Source organism: Martinezella calliandrae (genome assembly GCF_030272695.1).
Taxonomy (GTDB): Bacteria; Pseudomonadota; Alphaproteobacteria; order Rhizobiales; family Rhizobiaceae; genus Rhizobium; species Rhizobium calliandrae.
Genome location: NZ_JARFYN010000035.1, coordinates 57767 through 80464, shown reverse-complemented (window position 1 = coordinate 80464; position 22698 = coordinate 57767). Strand labels below are relative to the sequence as shown.

The window sequence follows — 22698 nt, the reverse complement described above, 5'->3', positions numbered from 1 at the left end:
GAAGATTTAAGCCGTGGAGCCGACGACACCTTCGACCAGATAATTCATGCTCTCGAGCTCGATGGCGTCCTCAGCGAAGCTCTTGTCCGCCGTGATGACCATATTGCCCTTATTGTCCTTGATCGGGCCTTTGAAGACCGAAAATTTAGCCGCCATCATCTCGGCGAGCGTCGCCTCGAACTTCTTGCGGGATTCGGCGGAAACGCCGGGGCCGAGCGGGCTCATCTTGACGAAGCCGTCCTTCAAGCCGCCGCGGACAAAGTTTAAAAGCGTTTCGCCGGCCTGAGCCTTCTTCACGAAGTCGGAGTAGACATTGCCCCAGGCCCATTCGGCCCCGGTCAGATATTTTGCCGGTGCAAGCGGGCTCTGGTTGGCGTGGTAGCCGCAGATGAAGGCGCCACGGCCGGCGGCGGTTTCGACGACGACTTTCGGGCTGTCGACGTGGCAAGTGACGACGTCTGCGCCCTGGTCGATCAGCGCGTTGGTGGCTTCGGCTTCCTTGACGGCCAGCGACCATTCGCCGGTAAAGATCACTTGGCAAGTGATGGCCGGATCGACGGATCGGGCGCCGAGCAGGAAGGCATTGATGTTCTGCAGAACCTGCGGGATAGGCTTGGCGGCGACGAAGCCGATCTTCTTGCTCTTGGTCGCATAGCCGGCGGTGACGCCGTTCAGGTATTGGCCCTGGAAAATGTAACCGAAATAGGAGCCGGTATTCGCCGGATGCTTGCCCGACTGCCAGAGACCGCCGCAATGGCGGAATTGTATGTTGGGATATTTGGCGGCCATGGCCAGCATGTGCGGATCGAAATAGCCGAAGGATGTCGGGAAAAGCAGCGTGGCGCCGTCGAGATTGATCATCGATTCCATCGTCTTCTGCGCATCGACGGTCTCGGGGACATTTTCCTCCTCGACGACGGTGACGCCGCCTATCGCTTTGACGGTGGCAGCACCTTCTGCGTGTGACTGGTTGTAACCGTAGTCGTCCTTCGGCCCGACATAGATGAAGCCGACGGTGAGCGCGGTCTCGGCATAAGCCCGAGAGGAGATGAGACCGGGCGCGACGGTGGCCAGTGCACCTGCTGCCGATGCCTGGAGAAAATTGCGGCGATTCATGGAAAGGAGTCTGGTCATGGTATTGCTCCTTGCGGCCGAAGCCGGCTCGTAAAAAAAGAGGTACGAAAAAGTGTATGCAATCACTGTGCCAGATTTTAACCTATTGATTTTTAGCATTTAAATTTATCAACCGAAATAGGCTGCGAAAAGTGTATGCAGATCTCGTCAAGATATGAGCTTCAAAAATAAGCAGTGCCCATTTATTGATCGAAAATGCGCAATTTGGTTTCTAAATGCCATCTCAAGCTGTTCGCCACATGCTAAACATCATTTTAAAACAATAATTTAAAACATGAATTGACTTTGCTGTCCGTGCGCATACATCTGTATGCAATAAATCGGGGCAGACGCATCGCGGTGAAGCAGGTCAAGCGCAGAGAAATCGTCAGAACCGGAACGACCGTCGAACAGATGGTGCGCGCAATCGCCGATTTGATCGTGACCGGTGCGCTCGTTCCGGGCGAGAAGCTTGACGAAATATCGCTGGCAAGCCGTTTCGACGTGTCGCGGACCCCGGTGCGCGAGGCGTTGCGTGAGCTTGGCGCCATGGGTTTGGTCGGCCGTGAACCGAACCGCAGCGCTGTCGTGACGACTGTAAGCGGTGCCTATTTGCATTCGATGTTCGAAGCAATGGCCGAACTCGAAGCCATCTGTGCGCGCCTGTCCGCAGAACGAATGAGCGTCGAAGAGCGTCGCACCCTCGAGCTCGAACACCGCGCGTCCGCCCGGCTCGTGCATGCACGAGCCGAAGAGGATTATGCTGCCTACAACGCCGAGTTTCACACCCAGCTCTATCGCGGCGCTCACAACGACCACATTTTCGAATTGGTAACGCAGACCCGGGCCAGACTTGCGCCGTTTCGTCGCGCGCAGTTCCGGCTTCCAGGCAGGCTCGCCAAGTCCTTCGATGAGCACGACGCTATCGTCGCCGCAGTCCTGCGGGGCGACTCCCAAGCCGCAAGCCAGGCCGCCTATTCACATGTCGCCATTGTCAGTGATGCCAGCATCGTTTTCGCTGCGCCTAAGACGGGCAACTGAGACTGCTCCAGGTGCTGCGATCATTGAGCCCGTAGCCTCTCACAGCCTTCATGGTTTTCGTTATCGCTCATAGATGCTATCAAGAGCGGCACTCTAGAGCACCGTGCGTTCACTTGAACGCACTAAGGTCGCTCTAGTCTTTTGAGACAAGCGCATCTCATCCGCTTGCAGGTGGTCCCATTTGAAAGCGGGATGCTCTAGTGATTTGACGGTTTCCAACGGGTTTCGCACGGATGGCAGGCAACCAGCATCGGCCCAGCCTTGTCGGAAAGGCCATAAATTTCGTTAGTGCATTCGGCTTTATGCTTTTGGCCGTTTGTCCAGTGAAGGCCCAGCCTGAATGGAGCGTTGCGCCGCCGGCGTGCATTTCAGGACCTTTGGTAACCGACAGAGGCAAAACACTTTGCATCCGCAAGGAAAGTTATAGTCGTGACCTCTGCGACGCGATCGACTATTTCGCCCGCGCCAATCATCTACCGCCGGACTATCTTGCCAGGCTCATTTGGCGGGAAAGCACGTTTCGCCCCGATGCGGTCAGTCCGAAGGGTGCGCAAGGCATTGCGCAATTCATGCCGGGAACGGCAAGACTACGTGGCGTTCAGGACAGCTACGATTTGCTGGAGGCGCTAGGAAAAGCGGCAGCTTATCTGGACGAATTGCGCAACCGCTTCGGCAATCTCGGCTTAGCTGCGGCGGCCTATAATGCCGGCGAAAACGGCCTCGCAAATTTTCTGAGTTCCGGCAATCTTCCCTATGAGACCCGAAGCTACGTGATTGCCATTACGGCGCATACGGTCGAGCAATGGAAGGATGACCCGCCTGGTACGGTTGCGTTGGAACTTGACAAGGGCAAACCTTTTGCGCAGGCATGCATGGCGCTTGCCGGCAGCCGCAAGCTGAAGCAAATCGCCTTGGAGCAGGAGCGGCCTTGGGCGCCCTGGGGCGCTCAACTTGCGGAGAATCTCCAGCTCGACACAGTCCGCAGCCTTTTTTCCGAGAATGTTGCCAAGCTTCCAACACCGCTGAATGAAGAAAAGCCGCTCATTGTGCGCCAGCGCAACGGCGATTTCGGTTTCCGCATCCGATATGCCGCCCGTATCGGCCGGCAGACACGTGCCGAAGCGGACGCGGTTTGCAGTCAAGTCCGCCAGAAGGGCGGGGCTTGTCTTGTGTTCAAGAATTGAGCGTTCCTATCAGACTGCTGCGGTATCAAGGATCCAATCGCTTAATACTCGGCACAATGGCCCATCATTCCTTGCTTCTGGCTCTTTGTTTTGTGGAAAACATTCGCCAATCGGCTAGTTTCATTAAGGGGGTCTCGGGAGGGTAAACAAAGGAGCGTGTAATGGCGCAGAAGCGTGAAGTTCCCGGAATTCGTGCCTACAGCAATCCCGCCGGTGGCTGGGGCGCATTGAGGGCGACCGCCAAGGCCGTGCGCGAGCAGATGGATGTCACGGAAGCGCCGCTGCTTCTTCTGCGCACAAACAAGCCCGATGGGTTCGACTGCCCCGGCTGCGCCTGGCCCGACAAGGAACATACATCGACCTTCCAGTTCTGCGAAAACGGCGCAAAGGCTGTCACCTGGGAAGCGACGAACAAGCGTGTGACGCCTGACTTCTTCGCCAGGCACACCGTGACCGAGCTGCTCGAGTGGAGCGACTACGAGCTGGAAAATGAAGGGCGACTTACCCACCCAATGGTCTATGACAGCACGACTGATACTTATCGACCGATCGAATGGGAGGGAGCCTTTGCGCGCATCGGCGAGGTCATGCGCAGCCTGCCCAATCCGGACATGGCGGAGTTCTATACGTCCGGCCGCGCCTCCAATGAGGCCGCTTTTCTGTTCCAGATTTTTGCGCGCGAATATGGCACCAATAATTTCCCCGATTGCTCCAACATGTGCCACGAGGCGACCAGCGTCGGCCTGCCGCAGTCGATTGGCATCGGCAAGGGCACGGTGTCTCTGGAGGATTTCGACCGCTGCGAGCTCATCATCGCCATGGGTCACAATCCCGGAACCAACCATCCGCGCATGATGGGCACGCTGCATGAATGCTCGCGGCGCGGCGTGCCCATCATCGTCTTCAATCCGTTGAAGGAGCGGGCGCTCGAACGGTTCGCCGATCCGCAGAACCCGATCGAGATGGGCACTTTCGGCTCGACGCGGATTGCGTCCTCCTACTATCAGGTCAAGATCGGCGGCGATGCGGCTGCCCTTAAGGGTATCATGAAGGCTGTACTGGAGTTGGCTGAGGCGTCGCAAGACGTGCTCGATCGTGCATTCATCGTCGAACACACCATCGGCTTCGACGCCTTCGCAGCCGATCTCAAGCAAACGGCATGGGCCGATATCGAAAGAGCGTCCGGGCTGATGCGGGTCGACTTGGAACGGGTCGCGACCGCCTATGTCAAATCGAATGCCACGATTGTCACCTACGGCATGGGCATTACCCAGCACGCCAAGGGCACCGCCAATGTGCAGCAGATTGCCAATCTGTTGCTGTTGCGCGGCAATTTCGGCAAGCCCGGCGCCGGCATCTGCCCGCTGCGCGGCCATTCCAACGTGCAGGGCAATCGCACCGTGGGAATCAGCGAGAGGCCGAATCCTTCAATGTTTGCCGGCATCGAACGCGCTTTTGGCTTCAAATCGCCTGAACACCACGGCCACGATGCGGTTGCCGCAATGCAGGCGATGGCGGATGGGCGCTCGACGGTGTTGCTCTGCCTTGGCGGCAATTTTTCGATCGCTCTGCCCGATCCGGAACTCTGCACCAAGGCGATGCGCAAGCTCGATCTCGCCGTCCATATGAATACCAAGCTCAACCGTTCGCAGCTGCTGATCGGCAAGGAATCCATCATCCTGCCGGTTCTTGGGCGCACCGAGCAGGATATACAGTCAGCCGGGCCACAATCGGTGACGATCGAAGACTCGATGTCGATGGTGCATGCCTCCCGTGGCAAGCTAAAGCCGGCTTCCGAACATCTGCGCTCCGAACCGGCGATCGTTGCCGGCATGGCGCAGGCGACATTGCCCGACAGCAAGGTCGCCTGGATGGACCTGATCGCCGACTATGATCGCATTCGCGACAAGATCGAAATCGTCTTTCCCGATTTCGCGGGCTACAACGAGCGTATCCGTGTGCCGGGCGGTTTCCGCCTGCCACTTGGCCCAACCGAGCGTATTTGGAACACCCCGTCCGCCAAGGCGGAGTTTCTGCTATTCCAAGGGCTTAACGAGGATGCCGCGTTTGCCGACGCTGGTATCCTCAAGCTCGCGACGATACGCAGCCACGACCAATACAATACGACGATCTATGGCCTAGACGATCGCTATCGCGGCGTTTTTGGCCGGCGCGACGTATTGTTCATGAATGATGGCGACCTGGCTGCGAAGGGCCTGGAGCATGGCGATCTCGTGGAGGTCGAAACGGCACTGCCTTCAGGAGCCAAACGACTGTTGAAGCTGACAGCGATTTCCTACGATATCGCGCCGGGTTCGGTTGCCGCCTATTATCCGGAAGCAAACTGCCTGATCCCGATCGACTATCAGGACAAGGAAAGCGGCACGCCGTCCTATAAGTCGGTTCCGGTGCGCGTCAGCAAAACGGTGTAGCCCAGTCCTCAAACTTTGCGGCCGCCGACCCAGGTGGCCGCGATGTTTGGCCTCGATGCAGTATAAATGATTTTCTGCAGGATGCGCTCGCCTTTGTCGCGGTCTTCGAATAGCCGCACCGTGCCCTTCTCGGCATCGGCATCAATCAGCACGGCGTCGAACTGATAGCCGGGCGTGAATTGCCCGACGGGAAGATCGAGCGCGATGCCGCCGCCCGTCGTCGCGATATAGAAGGCGTCGCGGAAATCGATTTGTGCCGGGCCGAACGTCGCGCGGGCGGCGGCCGGCAGGTTCGGGTCGACGCCGCGTTGCAGCATCCTCGATGCCAAGATCGCGCCTCGAGCGTTCTCGAGCATCGAAGCGCTGGGGCCGCCGGAAATGTCGGTGCCGAGACCGACATGCAGCCCCTTTTCCAGCGCAGCGCGCAGCGGGAAGACGGCATTGGCGAAATAGGCATTCGAAAGCGGGCAATGCGCGACGGCAGCGCCGCGCGCACGCACCGTTTCCATATCCTTCGCCGAAAGGAAATTCCCATGCGCCAAGACAGTCTTGCGGCTGAGGAGGCCGAAACGATCAAGGCTGTCTGCATCCGTCATGCCATGGCGGGCAAGCACATAGCCTTGCGCCCAGTCGCTTTCCGAGCAATGGGTTTGCACATGGCAGGCGCACTCCCTGGCAATAGCGCCGAGGCCTTCAAGTGTCGCATCGGTGCAGGAGGGAATGAAGCGCGGCGTGACGACGGGCAGAACGCGCCCTTCGCCATTTTGTGGATGTCCACGCACATAGTCGATCAACGCGCGCGTGCCCTCGAGTGCCTCTTTGCCCGATCTGTCGCGGTAGTACTCCGGACACTCGTCGGCATTGTCCATCGCCACCTTGCCGATCAGGGCGCGCTGGCCTTTTTCCAGGCAGATATCGACCAGCGCCCGCGTCGCCTCTTGATGGATGGTAGCGAAATAGAGCGCCGTCGTCGTGCCGTTGGCAACCAGGTCATCGACCAGCAGGCGATAGATGTGGCGCGCGAAGGCTGCATCCTGATAGCGCGCCTCGAGCGGAAACGTATATTTTTGCAGCCACACTTCCAAAGCGACATCGAGCGCATCGCCAAGCTGCGGATATTGCGGCGCGTGTACGTGCAGATCGACGAAACCCGGCAAGACGTAGGTCCGTGCCGGCAGTCTTACGAGTTCGCCCGATGCGTCGCGCGTGTCACGAATGGTCCGGTAGTTCGGATCGCCATGACGGTGAACGGCGGTAATCACACCATCGGCATCGATCTCGATCAGCACATCGTCCAGAACGTCGATGATGCCGCGCTGCGGCGAATGAAATCCCGACGCGCTGAGCGTCTTGTTGCGCAGATCCATGAATGCGCCTCTTTTCAGGCGGCCACGATCGTCGTGCCGTAGGTAATACCCTTCTCCTTCAGCCAACGGCGATAGGCGATTGAGGTGGCGTCGGCGCGGGTCGGGATCTCGGCGCGCGCCTCCATCGGCAGCAGGGCCGGACGTTGGTTTTCCAGGATGATACGGTCCTGCAGGAAGATCAACTGTTGGAAGTGCACGAGTTCCGTTGTCGTGGATGTGTCGTCGATCAAGAACATCACCGGATGGGCGCGGCAGCGATCTGGATCGAGTGGCTGCACGAAGAGACAGATCACGTCCCAGCGGTCTGCCGCATTCGGGCAAGTCTTGTAGAGCAGGGTCGAAAATGGTGTCATGACGCGATAGATATAGTCGGTCATAATACCTTCGCTGGCCGAAAGGGCCGCCTGTGGCTGGAAGAACTGGCAGTTGGTCGCCCAGACTTCATCGACATCGCGGCGAATCTCGACATTGTAATGCGTCACCTCGGTATGCGGCTCGGCGCCGAGAATATCCGTGTGGACGAAGGGGAAATGCGCCAGATCGAGGAAGTTCTCGACAATCCTCAGCCCAGACGCGCGCACTGCGACCGTGCCGCAATTGACGACGCGCCTGTCCGGTTCTTCGGCCTCGGGAAGCTCGAAAAGACCGCCCGGCGGCGTTCCAAGCGTGGTCCAGACAAGGCCGAAACGCCTAATCAGCGGCAGAGCTTCCTTCCGATCGCCAGCTTTGATGACGAGCGCGCCGTCCAAATCCCGCTTGACCGTAAGATCGGTACCGAGCAGGCGGTTCGCCGAGGTTCCGAACGGAATCTCCCTTTCGGTTTCGAGCGCATACCATTGGTCGAGGGCTGCCTTATCAGAACATTGGCTCATGAACGCTCCCTTTCCTCGTTTCTCGGCCCGGTCTAGCGGACATCGCGATAATAGGGCAGGCCGATTGCGGCGGGTGCGGCCATGATACGGCGCATGCGCTGCCAGGCAAGTACCGGCACGATGATGAAGGCCATGGTGCCGAGATAGGGCAGCATGGAGAGGAAGGCCGGCGCGATCGGCCAGCCACGGGCTTGACCGACGAAACCGATGGCGGTGATGAGGCCGAAGAGCAGGCCGGAAAGAACGGCGGGAATGGGCCGGTAGCCGGCGAAGATAACCAACGCCACCGCGATCCAGCCGCGCCCGGCAACAACGCCGTCGGACCAGGAGGGCACAAAGGCAAGCGTCAGATAGGCACCGGCCCCGGCCGCAAGTGCTGAACCTAGCGTGACATAGGCGAAGCGGATGAGATTGACCGGTATGCCGGCGGCATCGGCGGCGGCAGGATTTTCGCCGACGGCACGCAGGTTGAGACCGTGTCGGGTGCGGAACATGACGTAATTTACCGCTACCGGCAGGACGATGTAGATGAGATAAACGAGGATATTCTGCGAAAAGAAGGCTTTGCCGAGGATGGGAATGTCGCTGAATAGTGGGATTTGGACGCCGGAAAAGGTGGCGCGCGCCGGCATGCCGGAATAGGCCCGGCCGATGCTGGAGGCAATGCCGTTGCCCATCAGGGTCAGCGCCAGCCCACAGAGCACCTGGTTGGCACGCAACAAAACGGTCGCGGCGGCAAACAGCGTGCCGAAGGCCGCGCCGACCAAAAGCGCTGCGACGAAACCCAAAATAGGTGAGGGAAAGGATGTCGTCGCCGCGATCGCCGTCAGTGCGCCCATCGCCATTAGGCCCTCGACGCCGAGATTGACGACGCCGACGCGTTCAGCAAGCACTTCACCGAGGGCAGCCAGAGCCAGGACGCCACCGGCGAGAAAGGCTGTGGTGAGGAGGCCCGTCAGAAGCTCCATGATCTCTTTCTCCTCAAACCTTGTCGCGGGCGAAGCGGTAGTGGGCGATTTCGTCACCAATCGCGGTCAGGAACAGGATGAGGCCGGTGATGGCAAGCACGGCCGAGGTTGAAAGCCCCTGGGTCTGGAGAATGATGCCGGAATTGAGGATGAAGGCCATCAAGGCGGCCGAGAATATGACGCCAACCGCGGAATTTCGCGCCAGAACCGCGACCATGATGCCGAGATAGCCGTAATTGTTGGAGATACCCCCCTGCAGCCGGTGCACTGTGCCGGCGATCTCCAACATGCCGGCCAAGCCAGCAATCGCGCCGGACAGCAGCATGATCGTGATCAGATGGCGACGGGCCGGCATGCCGGCATAATGTGCTGCTGACGGGTTCGAGCCCACCAGGCGGACCTCATAACCCCAGCGGGAAAAGGCAAGGATGCCGGCGATGACGAGGGCGGCGAGAATGGCGACCGGAAAGCCCCAATGCACCGAGCCCCATAGTTCGGGGATTTCGGCCGACAATCTTGCCGTCGCCGAATTCGCCGTCCGATCGCGCCATGCGCTGGTCGAAACGTAAAAGACCAGCAGGATGGCGACGAAGTTCAGCAGCAATGTCGTGATCAACTCGTTGACATCAGCATAGGCGCGGGCAAGCGTCGGGATGAGGATCCAGACCGCGCCGCCGATGAACCCGGCAAAAAACATCAGCGGCAGGATCACGATCGACGGCCCCGGCACAAACAAGCCGACCGCAGCCGCAGCAAAAGCGCCGGCATAAAATTGCCCTTCCGCGCCAATGTTCCAGACTCCAACTTGCTGGCCGACAGCAACAGAGAGGCCCGTCAATATCAGCGGTATCAGAAGCACACCCAGATCCTGAAGGCCGAAGCTGGAGCCGAAGCTTGACCCGATCACTTCCGAGGCAAGTTCGAGCGGCTTGGCACCGGTAACAGCCAAAACAAGGCCGGCGAAGAAGAGCCCCAGCATGATAGCAGCAATGCGCGCCGCAAAGGCAATGGCAGGCGAGGCGGAGGGCAAACGCTGAAGACGAAAGGATGCGGTCATGTCAGGCAACCTCGGGCACAGGAGTACGGCCGCCCATCAGTAGGCCGATCTGGTCGATGTCGGCCTTGTCGCTGTCGACGACCCCCATAATCCGACCCTCGTAAAGCACGGCGATGCGGTCCGAGAGTATCAGCAGCTCCTCAAGCTCTTCGGAAATCAACACGATGCCGGCGCCGGCATCACGAAGCTCCACGATGTAGCGCAGCATGGTGTTGATGGCGCCGACATCGAGGCCGCGGCTCGGATAGGCGGCGATCAGCACTTTGTTTGCAATGCGCATCTCACGTCGGGCGACAAGGCGTTGCTGGTTTCCACCTGAGAGGTTGCGAACGGGCATGCCGAAATCCGGAATTGCGACATCGGCCGCAGCGGCAATCTCCTTTGCAAGCGCCGCTGCCGCGCCCGGGCGGTAGGCGCGACCTGAGGAGATCGGCGGTTCCTTATATTCGCGCATGACGGCGTTGATGGTGATGCTGAGTGCAGGCGCAAGGCCGCTATGCAGCCGGTCTTCCGGAATATGGCCGATGCCGCGCTCGACGAAATCTGCCGCGTTGCTGCGCTCGACCGGTTTTCCCTCGATAAGTATGTGGCCACTGCTGACCGGTTTCATGCCTGCCAATACCTGGCTAAGTTCGCGCTGGCCATTGCCCGCGACGCCGGCAATACCGAGAATTTCGCCGGCGTGAACGCGCAGCGAAACACCATGTAATGCCTCATCGCCGGCGTCGTTGAGCGCGCAGACACCCTTGAGGCTAAAAACCGGTTCGAGCGAGATGGGCGCCGCGCCCGCTGCTCGCTGCCGCATATCGGCGAGCACGATATCCCGGCCCACCATTAGTTTGGCAAGCATGCGTGGATTGCAGTTGGCGGCCTTTTCCGTCGTAATCTTACGGCCGCCGCGCAGAATGCTGATGCGGTCGGAAATCTCCAGGACTTCATCGAGCTTGTGGCTGATGAAAATGACGGCATTGCCTTCCCTCACGAAGTCGCGCAGCGCCTTGAACAGCTCGCGAGCCTCCAACGGCGTTAGCACGGCCGTCGGCTCGTCCAGAATAAGGACGCGCGCCTGCCTTGCCAGCACGCGCAGGATCTCGACGCGCTGCTGTTCGCCGGTGGAAAGATCGCTTATGCGGGCGCCCGGGCGTGTCTGCAGATTGAACTTTGTCGCCAACGCTGCCGTACGCGCTTCCAAAATCTGTGCCGATGCGCGGCGCGGTGTTTCCGGCCAGCCGAGATGAATGTTTTCGGCCACAGTGAAGGCCTGCACCAGCTTGAAATGCTGATGAACCATGCCGATGCCGGCGGCGATCGCCTGAAGAGGTGTGGCGAATTGCTGATGATAGCCGTCGACGATGATCTCGCCGGCATCGGGCTGATAGATGCCCGTCAGGATGTTCATCAGAGTTGATTTGCCTGCGCCGTTTTCTCCGAGCAATGCGTGGATCTCACCCGGCAGAACATCGAGGTCGACATCTTCGTTGGCGATGACGCCCGGAAAATATTTTGCGATGCCCTTGAGCTGCACCAGCGGCGGCGTGCCCGGGGGCGCGGAGAAGGATGTCGCGGTGTCAGTCATCAAGGGCACCAATATCTCATAAAGAGCAAATCTGGCCGGCCGTGCCGGCGAGATTCCTATCTGGCGATGGTATCGGTCAGGCGCTCAGGCCGGTGACGCCCTCGACCGACCAATCCCAATTGTAAAGGTCATTGTCCGTCATCGTCTGGCCGCTCGCGACACGGACCTTGCCGGTCGAATCCTTGATCTCGCCGGTGAAGGGCGACCAGCCGCCGATGATCTTATCGCGCACCGCATCGGCGGCTGTGGCGACATCGGCCGGAACCTTCTCGCCCCACTTGTCACGGTCGACGCCAGAGCCCATTGCAAATAGCGTATCGCCCGGCGTCCATGTACCGGCGAGACGCTTGCCGACCTGATCGACATAGAATTTGTTGAAGTCGATGAGGACGGAGGAGACATAGGAATTCGGGCCGTAGCGGCGGATATCGGTGTTCCACATGGCAGCCCAGACGCCGCGCTTTTCGGCGACCTGCAGATAGCCGGCTTCGTCCATGATGCCGAACAGGAAGTCGCAGCCGTTGTCGATGAGAGCGGTGCCAGCCTGCGTCGCCGCCTGCGGATCGAACCAGGAATTGATGGCGATGGTCTGCAGCGTCGCACTCGGATTGACGGAGCGAGCGCCCATCAGGAAGGCGTTGGTGGAGGCAAAGACCGATGCCACCGGGAAGGAGGCGACATAGCCGAGCTTGCCAGACTTCGACAGGTGGCCGGCGGCAACGCCGATAACATAGGTCGGATACCAATGCGCCAGATAATACCAGCCAAGATTGTCCATATTGACGCGGCCGTCGCACTCTAGGAAGGCAACGCCGGGCGCCTGTTTGACCACGGCATGCAGGAAGTCGCCGTTCGAGGAGGTGTCGAAAATGATGTTGGCGCCTTCGCTGACGAACTGGCGATAGGTGCGGGTTGCGTCGGCCGAATAGGGGATGTTCTCCACTTCCAGGACCTTCTTGAGCTTCGGATAGGCGCCTTTGACCGCAAGCAGGCCCTGGTGATGCGCAAAGGTCCAGCCTTCGTCCGAAATCGGACCGACATGGCCGAAGCCGACGATCGCATCCTCTTCCTTGATCGCCGGGAATGAAGCGGCGGCGCGCGCCTGGCTGGCAAGGCCCGCAGGCAGTGTCAAAACAGCCGCGCCGGCTGCGCTCATATTCAGAAATCCGCGACGGGAAAGCGAACGCAAATCAATCATGGGGTCCCCTTTTGGTTTGGCGCCGTGACCGCGCCGTAATGTTATCGAGGCAACAATTATGCCAGTTGCGGCAAGCTGACCGGGCGCTTTGGCGACGATGCGTGTTCGCAAGCTCCGGAAAGTCTCTTGAATTCTCAAGGGGAGAACGTCTAGAATGCCTAAAACTAAAGCATGTATATTTTTTATGCATAGTGGGCAATTTTGATGCGCAAGGCGGGCCATGGTTGAGGCGAAGGGAAATTCTGCGGCATGACCGAGCGGGCGCGGTTCATATTTCGGGGGCAGATGGCGCGCGACAGTTTCATCGAATTCGCGCTGCATCGAGCGCATCGGTTGGATCTGGACATTGAGATGGAAGCCTGTAACGCAACGTCGGCGACACTTTCCGTCGAAGGGCAAAACGATCTTGTTGACGCCTTCGAAATGGCCTGCAGCCTCGGGCCTTATGACTGCATCATTCTCGATATCGAGCGGAGCGACATATGAAATTGGAAGCAGGATGGGTGCCGGTCGCCCTGTCGACGTCGATTGAGCCGGGGACATCGGCGGGCGCGGTCGTCGAGGGCAGCGAGATCGTCGTCTGGCGCGACAATAGCGGCGATGCCCATGTCTGGGAGGATCGCTGCCCGCATCGCGGCATGCGCATGAGCTTCGGCTTCGTCCGAGGCGATCACATCGCCTGCCTCTATCATGGATGGCAGTACGATACAGCTGGGCAGTGTCGCTATATTCCCGCACATCCGACACTGGAAGTGCCGCAGACGATCAAGGTGCCAACCTATTCGACCACGGAAAAATATGGGGTCATCTGGGCGACGAGCGTTTCAGATGCATCATTGCCGAAAATCGACGCTGCGACGGGAGTTACCGCGGTTCGCAGCCTCTATATCGAGCGTGGGGCAGAGGAAGTCCGTACCTCATTCGAGAAAATGGGAATGAGCGGTTTCGTCGGGAATGTCGGCATATTGGAAGCCGGGGACGACAGGCTGCTGCTCGCGGTTCAGGTCATTTCGCCTCAGAAGACAGCCGTTCATATTGTCATTCTCGGCTCGCCGGCGATCAATGAGGGCGCCAAACAGAAGCATTATGCGAAATGGGCCGAAGGTCTTCGCTTCGACCTCGAACAGACAACAGAGGTCGCTTGATGGCGCAGATCACGCTTTACAATTACGAAATGGACGAGGGAAGCTATCGCGTTCGCCTGCTGCTTTCCATATTGGGGATTGCATATAAAACCATTGCCGTCGACATGTTTCCGGGTAAGGAGGAGGGTAAACCAGCTATGCTGGCGCTCAACCCGCTGGGCACAATGCCGGTATTGACCGACGGCGATCTGGCGTTGCGCGGCAGCGAGGCGATCCTTGCATATCTTGCCAAGGCCTACGACCCGACGCGGCGTTGGTTGCCCAAGGACGCGGCCGAATTCGGCCTCACGATGATGTGGCTGCATTTTTCAGCGACAGCGCTCGCGTCCGCTGTTGCCGCGCGCCTGCAATCGCTCTTTGATGTGCCAAGCGATCAAGCTAGCCTGCGCGCCGGTGCCGGTAAGGCTTTCCGTATCATGGACGATCAGATGACGCTTCGCCATTTTGATGGCTTCGAGTGGTTCGTCGGCAGCGGTCCGACGCTCGCGGACCTGACGCTGTTCCCGTCCTTTGCTCTCAGTCGCGATTATGGCATTGATCATGACGACTATCCGGCGCTGCGCCGGTGGTTGCGGCGGTTCCGCGCCATCGACGGCTTCCAAACCATGCCCGGCATTCCCGATTATCATTGATTTTGAGGTGGATATCCGATGACGCTCAGCCGCTTTTCCGTCAAGCCGCTCTCGACCATGACATCGACGCTTGCCGACGTCGCCTCTGCCCGCCGAGAGCCCGATCTCGTGATCCAGGACGCGCGCGTGCTGTCGACCTATTCCGAACGCATTCTTGCCGGCAAGGAAGTCTGGATTTCCGGCGGCCGTATCGCGGCGGTCAAACCGGCCGGAAGCTATAGGGGCGACGGTGCCAAGCTCTATAACGCCAGGGGCGGTATCATTGCGCCCGGTCTCGTTGACCCCCACATTCACATTGAATCGAGCATGGTGACCGCCTGCGCCTATGCTGAGGCAGCGTTATTGAACGGCACGACGACGATCTTCTGCGACAGTCATGAGATCGGCAATGTCATGGATGTCGCCGGTGTCGAAGCAATGTTGGAAGATGCCCGTCGTGCACCGCTGTCGATCTTCCTGACCGTGCCGAGCACAGTACCTGCCACTTCGCCGAAACTCGAGACGGCCGGCGGGGACCTGACGCCGGAGAAGATCGCGGCGCTGTTCGACAACTGGCCTGAGGCCCTTGCGCTTGGCGAGAAGATGGACTTCGTGCAGGTGGCGATGGGCGATGATCGCAGCCATGCCATCCTGGCAGCAGCTCTTGAACGCGGGCGGCCGGTCTCGGGCCATGTCTACGGCCGGGAATTCGTCGCGGCCTATGCGGCATCGGGTGTGACCGATACGCATGAGGCGATTGACCGCGACATTGCCGACGACCTACTGGAAGCGGGCATCTGGCTTTTCTTGCGCGGTGGCCCGCCGACGACGCCGTGGCACAGCCTGCCGCATGCGATCAAGACCGTCACCGAACTTGGCTCCTCCCACAAGCGCATTGCCGTCTGCACCGACGACCGCGACGCCGACGACCTGTTGCTCTTCGGCCTCGACTGGGTGACGCGTGAAGCGGTCAAGGCCGGCATGCGGCCGGAGCAGGCTTGGTCGATGGGTTCTCTGCATGGCGCGACACGCTTCGGCATGGAGCACGAAATCGGCGGTCTCGGCGGCGGGCGCCGCGCCGATCTCGTGTTGCTGACCGACGATTTGAAGCCGCTGAGCACCTGGTATGGCGGCGAGTTGGTGGTCGAGGACCGCAAGATCACGGCGGTCCTCGATGCCGCCTTGTCCAATCCCTATCGCTACCCCGAAGCTGCCTATCACACGGTGAAATTGCCGCAAAACCTGAAACTTGCGCCGGAATTGCCGACCGAACCGGTGATTGCCCATACGATCAAGACCGAGCTGCCGGGTATTACGCTCGGCCATGTCGCGGTCGAGCTCGAGCCGGCCAATGACTGGCAGACACATTTCGATCGTCATGGCCTCTGCTTCGTGACTGTCGTCGAGCGCCACGGCAAATCGGCAGGCAATGTCGCCCACGGTCTTCTGAATAGCTTCGGGCTTAAGCAGGGGGCGGTGGCCTCCTCCGTCGGTCATGACAGCCACAACATTATCGTTGCAGGCACGAACGAGGCGGATATGCAGATCGCCCTTAATGCGATCGAAGCCAAACAGGGTGGCGTCTGCGTCGTTATGGACGGCGAGGTGACGGCCATGGTGCCGCTGCCGATCGCCGGCCTGATCTCCGACAAGCGCGTACACGAGGTCGCCGAAGAGGTGAAAGCGCTGAAGGTCGAATGGGAAAAGGCCGGCTGCACCATCGCCTATATGGGTTTCAATCTCATTCCGCTTTCCGTCATTCCGGAAATTCGCATCACCGATAAAGGGCTGGTGCTCGTGCCGGAAATGGAGATCGTGCCGCTGTTCGAGCCGGCCTGACACTGATGACGCCTGGCGTCATTGCCGGGCGCCTCCACCATCTTCCAACACGATGCCGGGTGAAGCTTTTGCATTCACCCGACAAATTGCCGTCACGGCGCCAGGGAGCAACTGCTGATCACCAGCGTTGCCTTTTTGGCAATTCATATAGCGAATAATTGTTCTTTATTAGAACACGAAAATTACTCATCCTTCTGGGTATTCGGCAAATGAGCTGCGGTACACGGCGATAAAGTCGGGCTGCGGGAACAAATAGGGGAACTATTATGTCTCATTTCATGATGAACCGCCGTCGTTTCATGTCCAATGTCGCAACGGTAGGCGGCCTCGCCGCAGCGCAGACCTTGATCGGTGTGCGTGCTGGCCTTGCACAGGACGTCGCGCAGGTGAAGATGCAACTGGGTTGGCTGGTCTCAAACGGCGTGATTGGTGAAGTCGTCGCGCAGAAGAAGGGTTTCTTCAAGGAGCAGGGCGTCCAGCTGGAGATCGTTCCGGGAGGCCCCAATGTCGATGGCGTGGCCGGTGTCGCGGCGGGGCAATCGACGCTCGGACAAATCTCTTCCAGCCCATCGGTGATGCTGGCGCGTTCGGCCGGCATTCCGGTCAAAGCCTTCATCGCCGGCTTCCAGAAACATCCCTTTACCTATTTTTCGCTGAAGAAAGCACCGATCCGCGAGCCGAAGGACATGATCGGCAAGACAATCGCCACGCAGCCAACGGCCTTCATCCTGCTTCGCGCGCTACTTGCCAAGAACGGCATCGCCGAGGATCAGGTCAAGATGGTCAATATGGGTTCGGACATGAACCAGCTTCTGACCGGCCAGGCCGACGCCGTCACCGGTTGGGTCACCAATACCAATGCCCTGTCGGTCCTGGGTGATGATCGCGTCGACATGATGCTTTGGGACGCCGGCCTGCAGCTCTACGCCAATGTCTACTACACAACCGATGAGCAGCTCGACAAACATGCCGACGTTCTGGTGCGCTTCACGACGGCAGCCGCCAAGGGCTGGGGCTACGTTCGCGACCATCCGGAAGAAGCTGTCGAGATGCTGGTAGAGACCTATCCCAACCTCGACAAGGCCAGCGAGCTCAAAGCTGTCGGTCAGGTCGCGAAATTCTCCTTCGGCGACACGACCAAGCAATTCGGTTGGGGCGCGATGAACAAGGATAATTGGGCGGCGCAGATCAAGGCCTATGCCGATCTCAAGCAGTTCACCGGGACGGTTCCGGCCGTCGACGATGTCGCGAGCTTCGCCATTCTTGATGCCACCTCCGATATCCGCAAGCAGGTCGGGTGAATGACCATGACCCCCGCCGCCACCTTCCAAAGGTCAGATCTGCAGCCAGCCGGATCGCCGCTCGCCGTATCCGTCGCCAATCTGGACATCCGCTTCGGTGACAAGGACAACGAAATCACCGCTCTTTCCAACGTGTCGGTGAACATCCCCGAGGGCGCGTTCGTGACGATGCTCGGCCCCTCGGGTTGTGGAAAGTCGACCCTGCTGCGCTGCATTGCTGATCTCGTGCACATCAGCGGTGGTTCGATCTCCGTGCTCGGGCGCTCGCCGCGCGAAGCACGGCAAGGCCGCGATTTCGCCTTCGTGTTCCAGGATGCGACTTTGTTGCCCTGGCGCAGCGTCATCGACAATGTCCGCCTGCCGATCGAAGTCGGCAAGCATGCGCCCGGTTCCTTTGCCGACCCGGCGGAGCTGCTGGCGATGGTCGGGCTCAAGGGGCGCGAAAGTGCCCTGCCGCATGAACTCTCCGGCGGCATGCGCCAGCGAGTCGCCATCGCCCGGGCGTTGGTCACCCGCCCGCGCATCCTGTTGATGGACGAGCCCTTCGGCGCACTGGACGAGATCACGCGCGACAAGCTGAATGAGGAGCTGCTGCGGCTCTGGCAGGAGACGGGCACGACCATCGTCTTCGTCACCCATTCCATTCCCGAGGCGGCTTTCCTTGGCCAGCACGTGCTGATGCTGCAGGCGCATCCGGGACGGGTGAAGGAATTCATGAAGGTCGATCTTCCCTACCCACGCTCGATCGCCATGCGGGATACGGTGGAATTCATTCAGGTAACAGCGCATTTGCGCGCTCTGCTGGAGGAGTGCCTATGAGCAATGCGGTCTCTTCCGCCGCCCGCGCCGTGCCAGCATCCACGCAGCGCAAGGTCGCGATTCTCGACGCCACCTTTGGCACGCTGTCGAAAAACCTGCCGGCGATTTTGGCTGGACTCGGCCTCGTCGTGCTGTGGCAATTGGTGATCTGGATCTTCAAGATCCCGACCTTCATGGCACCGAGCCCGGCCGATGTCGTCTTCGCATTCCGGGACAATGCCGCAACGCTATGGCGGAATTTCCTGCCGACCCTGCTCGAGGCTGTCCTCGGCTTCCTGTTCGGCAATCTCGTCGCCATTCTGCTGGCAGTATGGTTCGTGCACAGCACGACGGCGGAAAAGGCATTTTATCCGATCGCCGTCTTCATCAAGGCGATCCCGATCATCGCGCTCGCGCCGATCCTCGTATTGATCTTTGGCAATGGCCTGGCACCGAAAATCATCATTGCCGGCCTGATCTGTTTTTTCCCGACGCTGGTCAACATGGTGCAGGGATTGCGCGCCGCCAGTCCTGCCATGCTCGACCTAATGCGCGTCCTCTCTGCCACCAATTCGGAGATCCTCTGGAAAGTGCGGTTTCCGAGCTCGCTGCCCTTCCTGTTCGCCGCCCTAAAGATCGCGGCAACCAGCAGCGTCATGGGAGCAATCGTTGCCGAATGGATCGGCTCGAGCTTCGGCCTCGGCGCGTTGATCATCGAGGCCACCTATAACTTCCGCTCGCCGCTTCTCTACGCAACCGTTGTGATCGCAGCCCTTCTGGCGGTGATCCTCTTCGCTCTTGTCTCGGCCGTCGAGGCAAAGGTGGTGCGCTGGAAGCCGGCTGGATCGCATTGAGCACGCGCAACGAGGAGGAAACGATAATGATTGAGACCATCCATCAACCTGCGCGCGACATCAAAGTGGTCGATCGCTCCGATGTCGTCGTGGTCGGCGGCGGACCTGCCGGGATTTCGGCGGCGGTATCGGCCGCCCGCAATGGCGCAAGCGTCACCTTGCTGGAACGCTATCCCTATGTCGGCGGTCTTGCTGCTGGCGGTATGGTGCTCGTGCTGGACGATATGATCAACGAGCTCGAAATCACTGTGCGCGGCATCTGCATGGAAATGATCGAGCGCATGAAGGCCTGGGGCCTGTGCGTCACGCCGACGGATCGCGATCGCCTGATCGAATTCCGTGACACCCCGGAAGCTTGGCAGCGCTGGGCGCGCTGGGGGCTGTTCGACTTCCATACGCCATCGATGCCGCATCCGATCTGCTTTTCCGCCGCTTTCGACCCAGACGCCTTCAAGCGAGCCGCCTACGACATTCTGGGTGTCGCGGGCGTCAAGCTCAGGACCCATAGCTGGTTCTCCTCGGCGATCGTTGAAGGCAGGACGATCAAAGGCGTGATCTGCCAGACAAAGGCAGGCATGGAGGCGATCTTGGGTGATGTCGTCATCGACACGACAGGAGACCTTGATGTCGCCGCCAGTGCGGGCGCTTCATATGTCGAATCCAACTTCATTCTGACGACGGTTTCTCGTTGGGGCGGCGTCGATACGGATGCGGCAGAGCGGTTCGAGCGTGAGGACCCGGAGGCATTCAAGCTGGTCGATCACGAAGCCAAGCGCCTAATCGGCGGGTGCTGGTCCTTCTGGTGGCTGAAGACGCCGCTGCCCGGTATCGTCTGGCTCAACTGCCCGCATATGCCGAAGCTGAGCGGCCTCAAGGTCGAGGACTTGACCCAAGCGGAACTGGAGGGACGAGCCCGTATTGCTCGCCTCATCGACTTCGCGCGTGAGAAAATGCCGGGTTTCGAAAATGCCTATGTCGTCGATTTTGCTCCGCAGACCGGCGTGCGGCAGACGCGGCTGCTGGACGGTGACTATGTCGTGACGAAAGACGATGTGATGGCCAGGCGGCATTTTACCGACACCGTCTGCCGTGGCCGCGACTATTACACACCTTATCGAGCGATGCTGCCGAAGGAGATCGACCAATTAATTGTCGCTGGCCGGCACTACTCGGCGACGCCGCAGGCGCAGAAATCCAGCCGCGAAATTCCGCCCTGCATGGCCATGGGCGAGGCTGCGGGCGTAGCCGCTGTCGTCGCACTCAATGCCGGGACGACCGTGCGCAAGGCGGACGTCAAGGCAATTCAGAAACAAATGCGGGCGCAGGGGGCCGATCCCGGCGACGTACCGTCCGAAAACGCTACTTATCTGGAGGCCGCAGAATGACCACCCTTCCCCTCGACGGCATTCGTGTCATCGATTTTACCCAGGTCATGCTGGGACCGTCCTGCACGCAGGTGCTGGCCGACTATGGCGCCGAAGTCATCAAGGTCGAAAAGGAACGCATCGGCGATCTTTCCCGTTGGTCGCTCGGCTCCGATCCGGATGGGCTCAACAACCCGGTCTTCTGCTCTTTGAACCGCAACAAGAAGAGCCTGGCACTTGACCTCAAAAAGCCGGAAGCGCGCGATACCGTGCTCACGCTTTTGGAAACGGCTGACGTCGTCGTCAACAATTTCCGTCCGGGTGTGATGGAGCGCATGGGCTTCGGTTTCGAGGATCTGAAGAAGATCAACAAGCGGCTGATTTACGCTGTCGGCACAGGCTTCGGCCTGACCGGTCCCTATCAGCACAAGGGTGGTCAAGACGTATTGGCGCAGGCCGTTTCCGGCGTCATGCGCCGCAAGTCGGACAGCAGCCATCCGACCTCGATCTACGCGACGCCGCTTGCTGATTACTCGGCCGGCATGCATCTGGTTCAGGGCATTCTTCTGGCGCTGCTGCAGCGCGACAAGACCGGCGAAGGCCAGCAAGTCGCCGTCAGCCTGTATAATTCCATGCTCGCCATGCAGATGCAGGAGGGGACGACGCATCTGATGCGTCAAAGAGACTTGAATTGGGGTGCCTTCCCGCTGACCGGCGTGTTCGAAACGACCGATGGCGCCATCGTCATGGTTGGCGCCTTCAAGCAGAATCCATTGCAGGATATCTGCAGCGCATTAGAAATCGAGGATCTGTCGCAATTTCCGCAGTACAGGGATTTCGACGCGCAAATGGCGCGGCGGCCGGAGCTGCAGGCGATCTTCCGCGACAATTTCGCGAAGAATACGACGGTGCATTGGCTGGAGCGGCTGGAGGGTGTCGATATCCTCTGCGCGCCCGTGCGTTCGCTTCCCGAGGCTCTGAAGGACGAGCAGACGATCATCAACAAGATGATTTTGGAGGCCGGCGAGACGGCGGCCGGACCGATCCGCCTCATCGGCTCGCCGATCGACATGTCGGCGGCGCAGGTCAAGGTACGCATCGCACCGCCGCAACTCGGCCAGCACAATGACGAAATTCTCGGTTCTCTCGGCAGGCTGCAGGGAGATGCCGCATGAGTGTCGGCTTTTCCGTCGAAGATCGTGTTGCCCGTGTCACCCTGGATCGTCCCGACCGCATGAATGCGGTCGATGCCGCGACGGAGCAGGAGCTCGAGACGATCTGGAGCGAGATCGAAGCCCGAGACGACATCAGTTGCGTCGTCCTGACTGGAGCGGGTGAAAGAGCCTTTTGCGCCGGCGCCGATCTGAAGGGCGGCAGCGGCAGCTCCGGCCTCGACTATTGGGCTGCTAGCCGGGTGAACGGCTTCGGTGGGCTGGCGTTTCGCCGGTCACTCGATGTGCCGGTCATCGCCCGTGTCAACGGCTTTGCGCTTGGCGGCGGCTTTGAGATGGTGCTCGGCTGCGACATCGTTATTGCGGCTGAGGCGGCACGCTTCGGTCTGCCGGAAGCCCGCGTCGGGCGCATGCCGCTTGATGGCGGCATGGTGCTTTTGCAGCGAAAGATCGCTTTCAATCGGGCGATGGCCGTCATGCTGACCGGGCGGCAGTTCAGTGCCCTCGAGATGGCGGCGTTCGGAATCGTCAACGAGGTGGTTCCGATGGTCGAACTCGATGCGGCCGTCGATCGCTGGGTCGCCGATATCGTTTTATGCGCGCCGCTCTCACTGCGCGCGATCAAGCAGACGGTGAACCGGACCAGTCATCTGAGCCCTGCGGAGGCACAGGCGTTGCGCACGCCCGCGCTCATCAAGGCGCTGCAGAGCGAGGACGCGCTGGAGGGGGTTGCCGCCTTCCAGCAGAAGCGGTCGCCCGTTTGGCGGGGACGGTGAGCATGATATAGCTTCCGGCAGATCGAGGGG

Annotated in this window: 20 protein-coding genes; 13 read left to right on the top strand and 7 right to left on the bottom strand. The window is 59.9% G+C overall.

Going from position 1 to position 22698, the window contains the following annotated elements; translation table 11 throughout:
- Positions 1–6 precede the first annotated feature (6 nt).
- A complete protein-coding gene (locus PY650_RS23530) occupies positions 7–1134 on the bottom strand; it encodes a BMP family ABC transporter substrate-binding protein (protein ID WP_285881993.1) in 1128 nt (375 codons plus the stop codon).
- A 339-nt stretch (positions 1135–1473) separates the two neighbouring features.
- On the opposite strand from PY650_RS23530, the gene PY650_RS23525 reads away from it, so the two are divergent.
- The 3 genes from PY650_RS23525 (at position 1474) to PY650_RS23515 (ending at position 5770) form a co-directional block, all read left to right on the top strand.
- Complete coding sequence (locus PY650_RS23525; protein ID WP_285881992.1) at positions 1474–2154, top strand: GntR family transcriptional regulator; 681 nt, start codon at positions 1474–1476, stop codon at positions 2152–2154.
- A 233-nt stretch (positions 2155–2387) separates the two neighbouring features.
- Complete coding sequence (locus tag PY650_RS23520; protein WP_432761569.1) at positions 2388–3338, top strand: lytic transglycosylase domain-containing protein; 951 nt, start codon at positions 2388–2390, stop codon at positions 3336–3338.
- A 161-nt stretch (positions 3339–3499) separates the two neighbouring features.
- Positions 3500–5770 carry an FdhF/YdeP family oxidoreductase gene (locus tag PY650_RS23515; RefSeq protein WP_285881990.1) on the top strand — a complete coding sequence of 757 codons (2271 nt, stop codon included), beginning with the start codon at positions 3500–3502 and terminating at the stop codon, positions 5768–5770.
- An 8-nt stretch (positions 5771–5778) separates the two neighbouring features.
- Here the strand turns inward: PY650_RS23515 and guaD are convergent, their stop codons facing one another.
- The 6 genes from guaD to PY650_RS23485 all read right to left on the bottom strand — a co-directional run bounded on the left by guaD (position 5779) and on the right by PY650_RS23485 (position 12808).
- On the bottom strand, positions 5779–7137 hold the full coding sequence (gene guaD / locus PY650_RS23510) for a guanine deaminase (protein ID WP_285881989.1): 1359 nt from the start codon (positions 7135–7137) through the stop codon (positions 5779–5781).
- Positions 7138–7151: 14 nt separating this feature from the next.
- Positions 7152–8009, bottom strand: a complete 858-nt coding sequence (locus tag PY650_RS23505; RefSeq protein WP_285881988.1) for an aromatic ring-hydroxylating oxygenase subunit alpha — start codon at positions 8007–8009, stop codon at positions 7152–7154.
- 32 nt (positions 8010–8041) lie between these two features.
- On the bottom strand, positions 8042–8977 hold the full coding sequence (locus tag PY650_RS23500) for an ABC transporter permease (protein ID WP_285881987.1): 936 nt from the start codon (positions 8975–8977) through the stop codon (positions 8042–8044).
- A 13-nt stretch (positions 8978–8990) separates the two neighbouring features.
- Positions 8991–10034, bottom strand: a complete 1044-nt coding sequence (locus tag PY650_RS23495; protein WP_285881986.1) for an ABC transporter permease — start codon at positions 10032–10034, stop codon at positions 8991–8993.
- Between the two features lies 1 nt (position 10035).
- Positions 10036–11610, bottom strand: coding sequence for an ABC transporter ATP-binding protein (locus tag PY650_RS23490; protein ID WP_285881985.1), 1575 nt, complete (start codon positions 11608–11610; stop codon positions 10036–10038).
- A 76-nt stretch (positions 11611–11686) separates the two neighbouring features.
- Positions 11687–12808, bottom strand: coding sequence for a BMP family ABC transporter substrate-binding protein (locus PY650_RS23485; protein WP_285881984.1), 1122 nt, complete (start codon positions 12806–12808; stop codon positions 11687–11689).
- A gap of 249 nt (positions 12809–13057) precedes the next feature.
- On the opposite strand from PY650_RS23485, the gene PY650_RS23480 reads away from it, so the two are divergent.
- The 10 genes from PY650_RS23480 (at position 13058) to PY650_RS23435 (ending at position 22668) form a co-directional block, all read left to right on the top strand.
- Positions 13058–13294, top strand: coding sequence for a hypothetical protein (locus tag PY650_RS23480; protein WP_285881983.1), 237 nt, complete (start codon positions 13058–13060; stop codon positions 13292–13294).
- A complete protein-coding gene (locus PY650_RS23475; protein ID WP_285881981.1) occupies positions 13291–13953 on the top strand; it encodes a Rieske (2Fe-2S) protein in 663 nt (220 codons plus the stop codon). The genes PY650_RS23480 and PY650_RS23475 overlap by 4 nt, the downstream gene beginning before the upstream one ends.
- Positions 13953–14585 carry a glutathione S-transferase family protein gene (locus tag PY650_RS23470; protein ID WP_285881979.1) on the top strand — a complete coding sequence of 211 codons (633 nt, stop codon included), beginning with the start codon at positions 13953–13955 and terminating at the stop codon, positions 14583–14585. The genes PY650_RS23475 and PY650_RS23470 overlap by 1 nt, the downstream gene beginning before the upstream one ends.
- Positions 14586–14603: 18 nt before the next feature.
- Positions 14604–16403 carry an adenine deaminase gene (locus tag PY650_RS23465; protein WP_285881978.1) on the top strand — a complete coding sequence of 600 codons (1800 nt, stop codon included), beginning with the start codon at positions 14604–14606 and terminating at the stop codon, positions 16401–16403.
- Between the two features lie 266 nt (positions 16404–16669).
- The gene (locus PY650_RS23460) at positions 16670–17704 is read left to right on the top strand and encodes an ABC transporter substrate-binding protein (protein WP_285881976.1); all 1035 of its coding nucleotides are present in this window, start codon (positions 16670–16672) and stop codon (positions 17702–17704) included.
- 6 nt (positions 17705–17710) lie between these two features.
- The gene (locus PY650_RS23455; protein ID WP_285882023.1) at positions 17711–18523 is read left to right on the top strand and encodes an ABC transporter ATP-binding protein; all 813 of its coding nucleotides are present in this window, start codon (positions 17711–17713) and stop codon (positions 18521–18523) included.
- Complete coding sequence (locus PY650_RS23450; RefSeq protein WP_285881975.1) at positions 18520–19356, top strand: ABC transporter permease; 837 nt, start codon at positions 18520–18522, stop codon at positions 19354–19356. The genes PY650_RS23455 and PY650_RS23450 overlap by 4 nt, the downstream gene beginning before the upstream one ends.
- A gap of 26 nt (positions 19357–19382) precedes the next feature.
- Positions 19383–20741 (top strand): FAD-dependent oxidoreductase, encoded by a 1359-nt coding sequence (locus tag PY650_RS23445; protein WP_285881974.1) that lies wholly within the window; start codon positions 19383–19385, stop codon positions 20739–20741.
- On the top strand, positions 20738–21895 hold the full coding sequence (locus PY650_RS23440; protein WP_285881973.1) for a CaiB/BaiF CoA transferase family protein: 1158 nt from the start codon (positions 20738–20740) through the stop codon (positions 21893–21895). Before PY650_RS23445 ends, PY650_RS23440 begins: the two co-directional genes overlap by 4 nt.
- On the top strand, positions 21892–22668 hold the full coding sequence (locus tag PY650_RS23435; protein ID WP_285881972.1) for an enoyl-CoA hydratase-related protein: 777 nt from the start codon (positions 21892–21894) through the stop codon (positions 22666–22668). Before PY650_RS23440 ends, PY650_RS23435 begins: the two co-directional genes overlap by 4 nt.
- Positions 22669–22698 lie beyond the last annotated feature (30 nt).

What these genes read in the sequence shown, in the direction of transcription:
- PY650_RS23460 (WP_285881976.1), top strand. Translation starts at nt 16,670, where the DNA reads ATGTCTCATTTCATGATGAACCGCCGTCGTTTCATGTCCAATGTCGCA.
- PY650_RS23445 (WP_285881974.1), top strand. Translation starts at nt 19,383, where the DNA reads ATGATTGAGACCATCCATCAACCTGCGCGCGACATCAAAGTGGTCGAT.
- PY650_RS23455 (WP_285882023.1), top strand. Translation starts at nt 17,711, where the DNA reads ATGACCCCCGCCGCCACCTTCCAAAGGTCAGATCTGCAGCCAGCCGGA.
- PY650_RS23440 (WP_285881973.1), top strand. Translation starts at nt 20,738, where the DNA reads ATGACCACCCTTCCCCTCGACGGCATTCGTGTCATCGATTTTACCCAG.
- guaD (WP_285881989.1), bottom strand. Translation starts at nt 7,137, where the DNA reads ATGGATCTGCGCAACAAGACGCTCAGCGCGTCGGGATTTCATTCGCCG.
- PY650_RS23465 (WP_285881978.1), top strand. Translation starts at nt 14,604, where the DNA reads ATGACGCTCAGCCGCTTTTCCGTCAAGCCGCTCTCGACCATGACATCG.
- PY650_RS23500 (WP_285881987.1), bottom strand. Translation starts at nt 8,977, where the DNA reads ATGGAGCTTCTGACGGGCCTCCTCACCACAGCCTTTCTCGCCGGTGGC.
- PY650_RS23475 (WP_285881981.1), top strand. Translation starts at nt 13,291, where the DNA reads ATGAAATTGGAAGCAGGATGGGTGCCGGTCGCCCTGTCGACGTCGATT.
- PY650_RS23530 (WP_285881993.1), bottom strand. Translation starts at nt 1,134, where the DNA reads ATGACCAGACTCCTTTCCATGAATCGCCGCAATTTTCTCCAGGCATCG.
- PY650_RS23480 (WP_285881983.1), top strand. Translation starts at nt 13,058, where the DNA reads ATGACCGAGCGGGCGCGGTTCATATTTCGGGGGCAGATGGCGCGCGAC.
- PY650_RS23505 (WP_285881988.1), bottom strand. Translation starts at nt 8,009, where the DNA reads ATGAGCCAATGTTCTGATAAGGCAGCCCTCGACCAATGGTATGCGCTC.
- PY650_RS23495 (WP_285881986.1), bottom strand. Translation starts at nt 10,034, where the DNA reads ATGACCGCATCCTTTCGTCTTCAGCGTTTGCCCTCCGCCTCGCCTGCC.
- PY650_RS23515 (WP_285881990.1), top strand. Translation starts at nt 3,500, where the DNA reads ATGGCGCAGAAGCGTGAAGTTCCCGGAATTCGTGCCTACAGCAATCCC.
- PY650_RS23490 (WP_285881985.1), bottom strand. Translation starts at nt 11,610, where the DNA reads ATGACTGACACCGCGACATCCTTCTCCGCGCCCCCGGGCACGCCGCCG.
- PY650_RS23450 (WP_285881975.1), top strand. Translation starts at nt 18,520, where the DNA reads ATGAGCAATGCGGTCTCTTCCGCCGCCCGCGCCGTGCCAGCATCCACG.
- PY650_RS23485 (WP_285881984.1), bottom strand. Translation starts at nt 12,808, where the DNA reads ATGATTGATTTGCGTTCGCTTTCCCGTCGCGGATTTCTGAATATGAGC.
- PY650_RS23520 (WP_432761569.1), top strand. Translation starts at nt 2,388, where the DNA reads ATGGCAGGCAACCAGCATCGGCCCAGCCTTGTCGGAAAGGCCATAAAT.
- PY650_RS23435 (WP_285881972.1), top strand. Translation starts at nt 21,892, where the DNA reads ATGAGTGTCGGCTTTTCCGTCGAAGATCGTGTTGCCCGTGTCACCCTG.
- PY650_RS23470 (WP_285881979.1), top strand. Translation starts at nt 13,953, where the DNA reads ATGGCGCAGATCACGCTTTACAATTACGAAATGGACGAGGGAAGCTAT.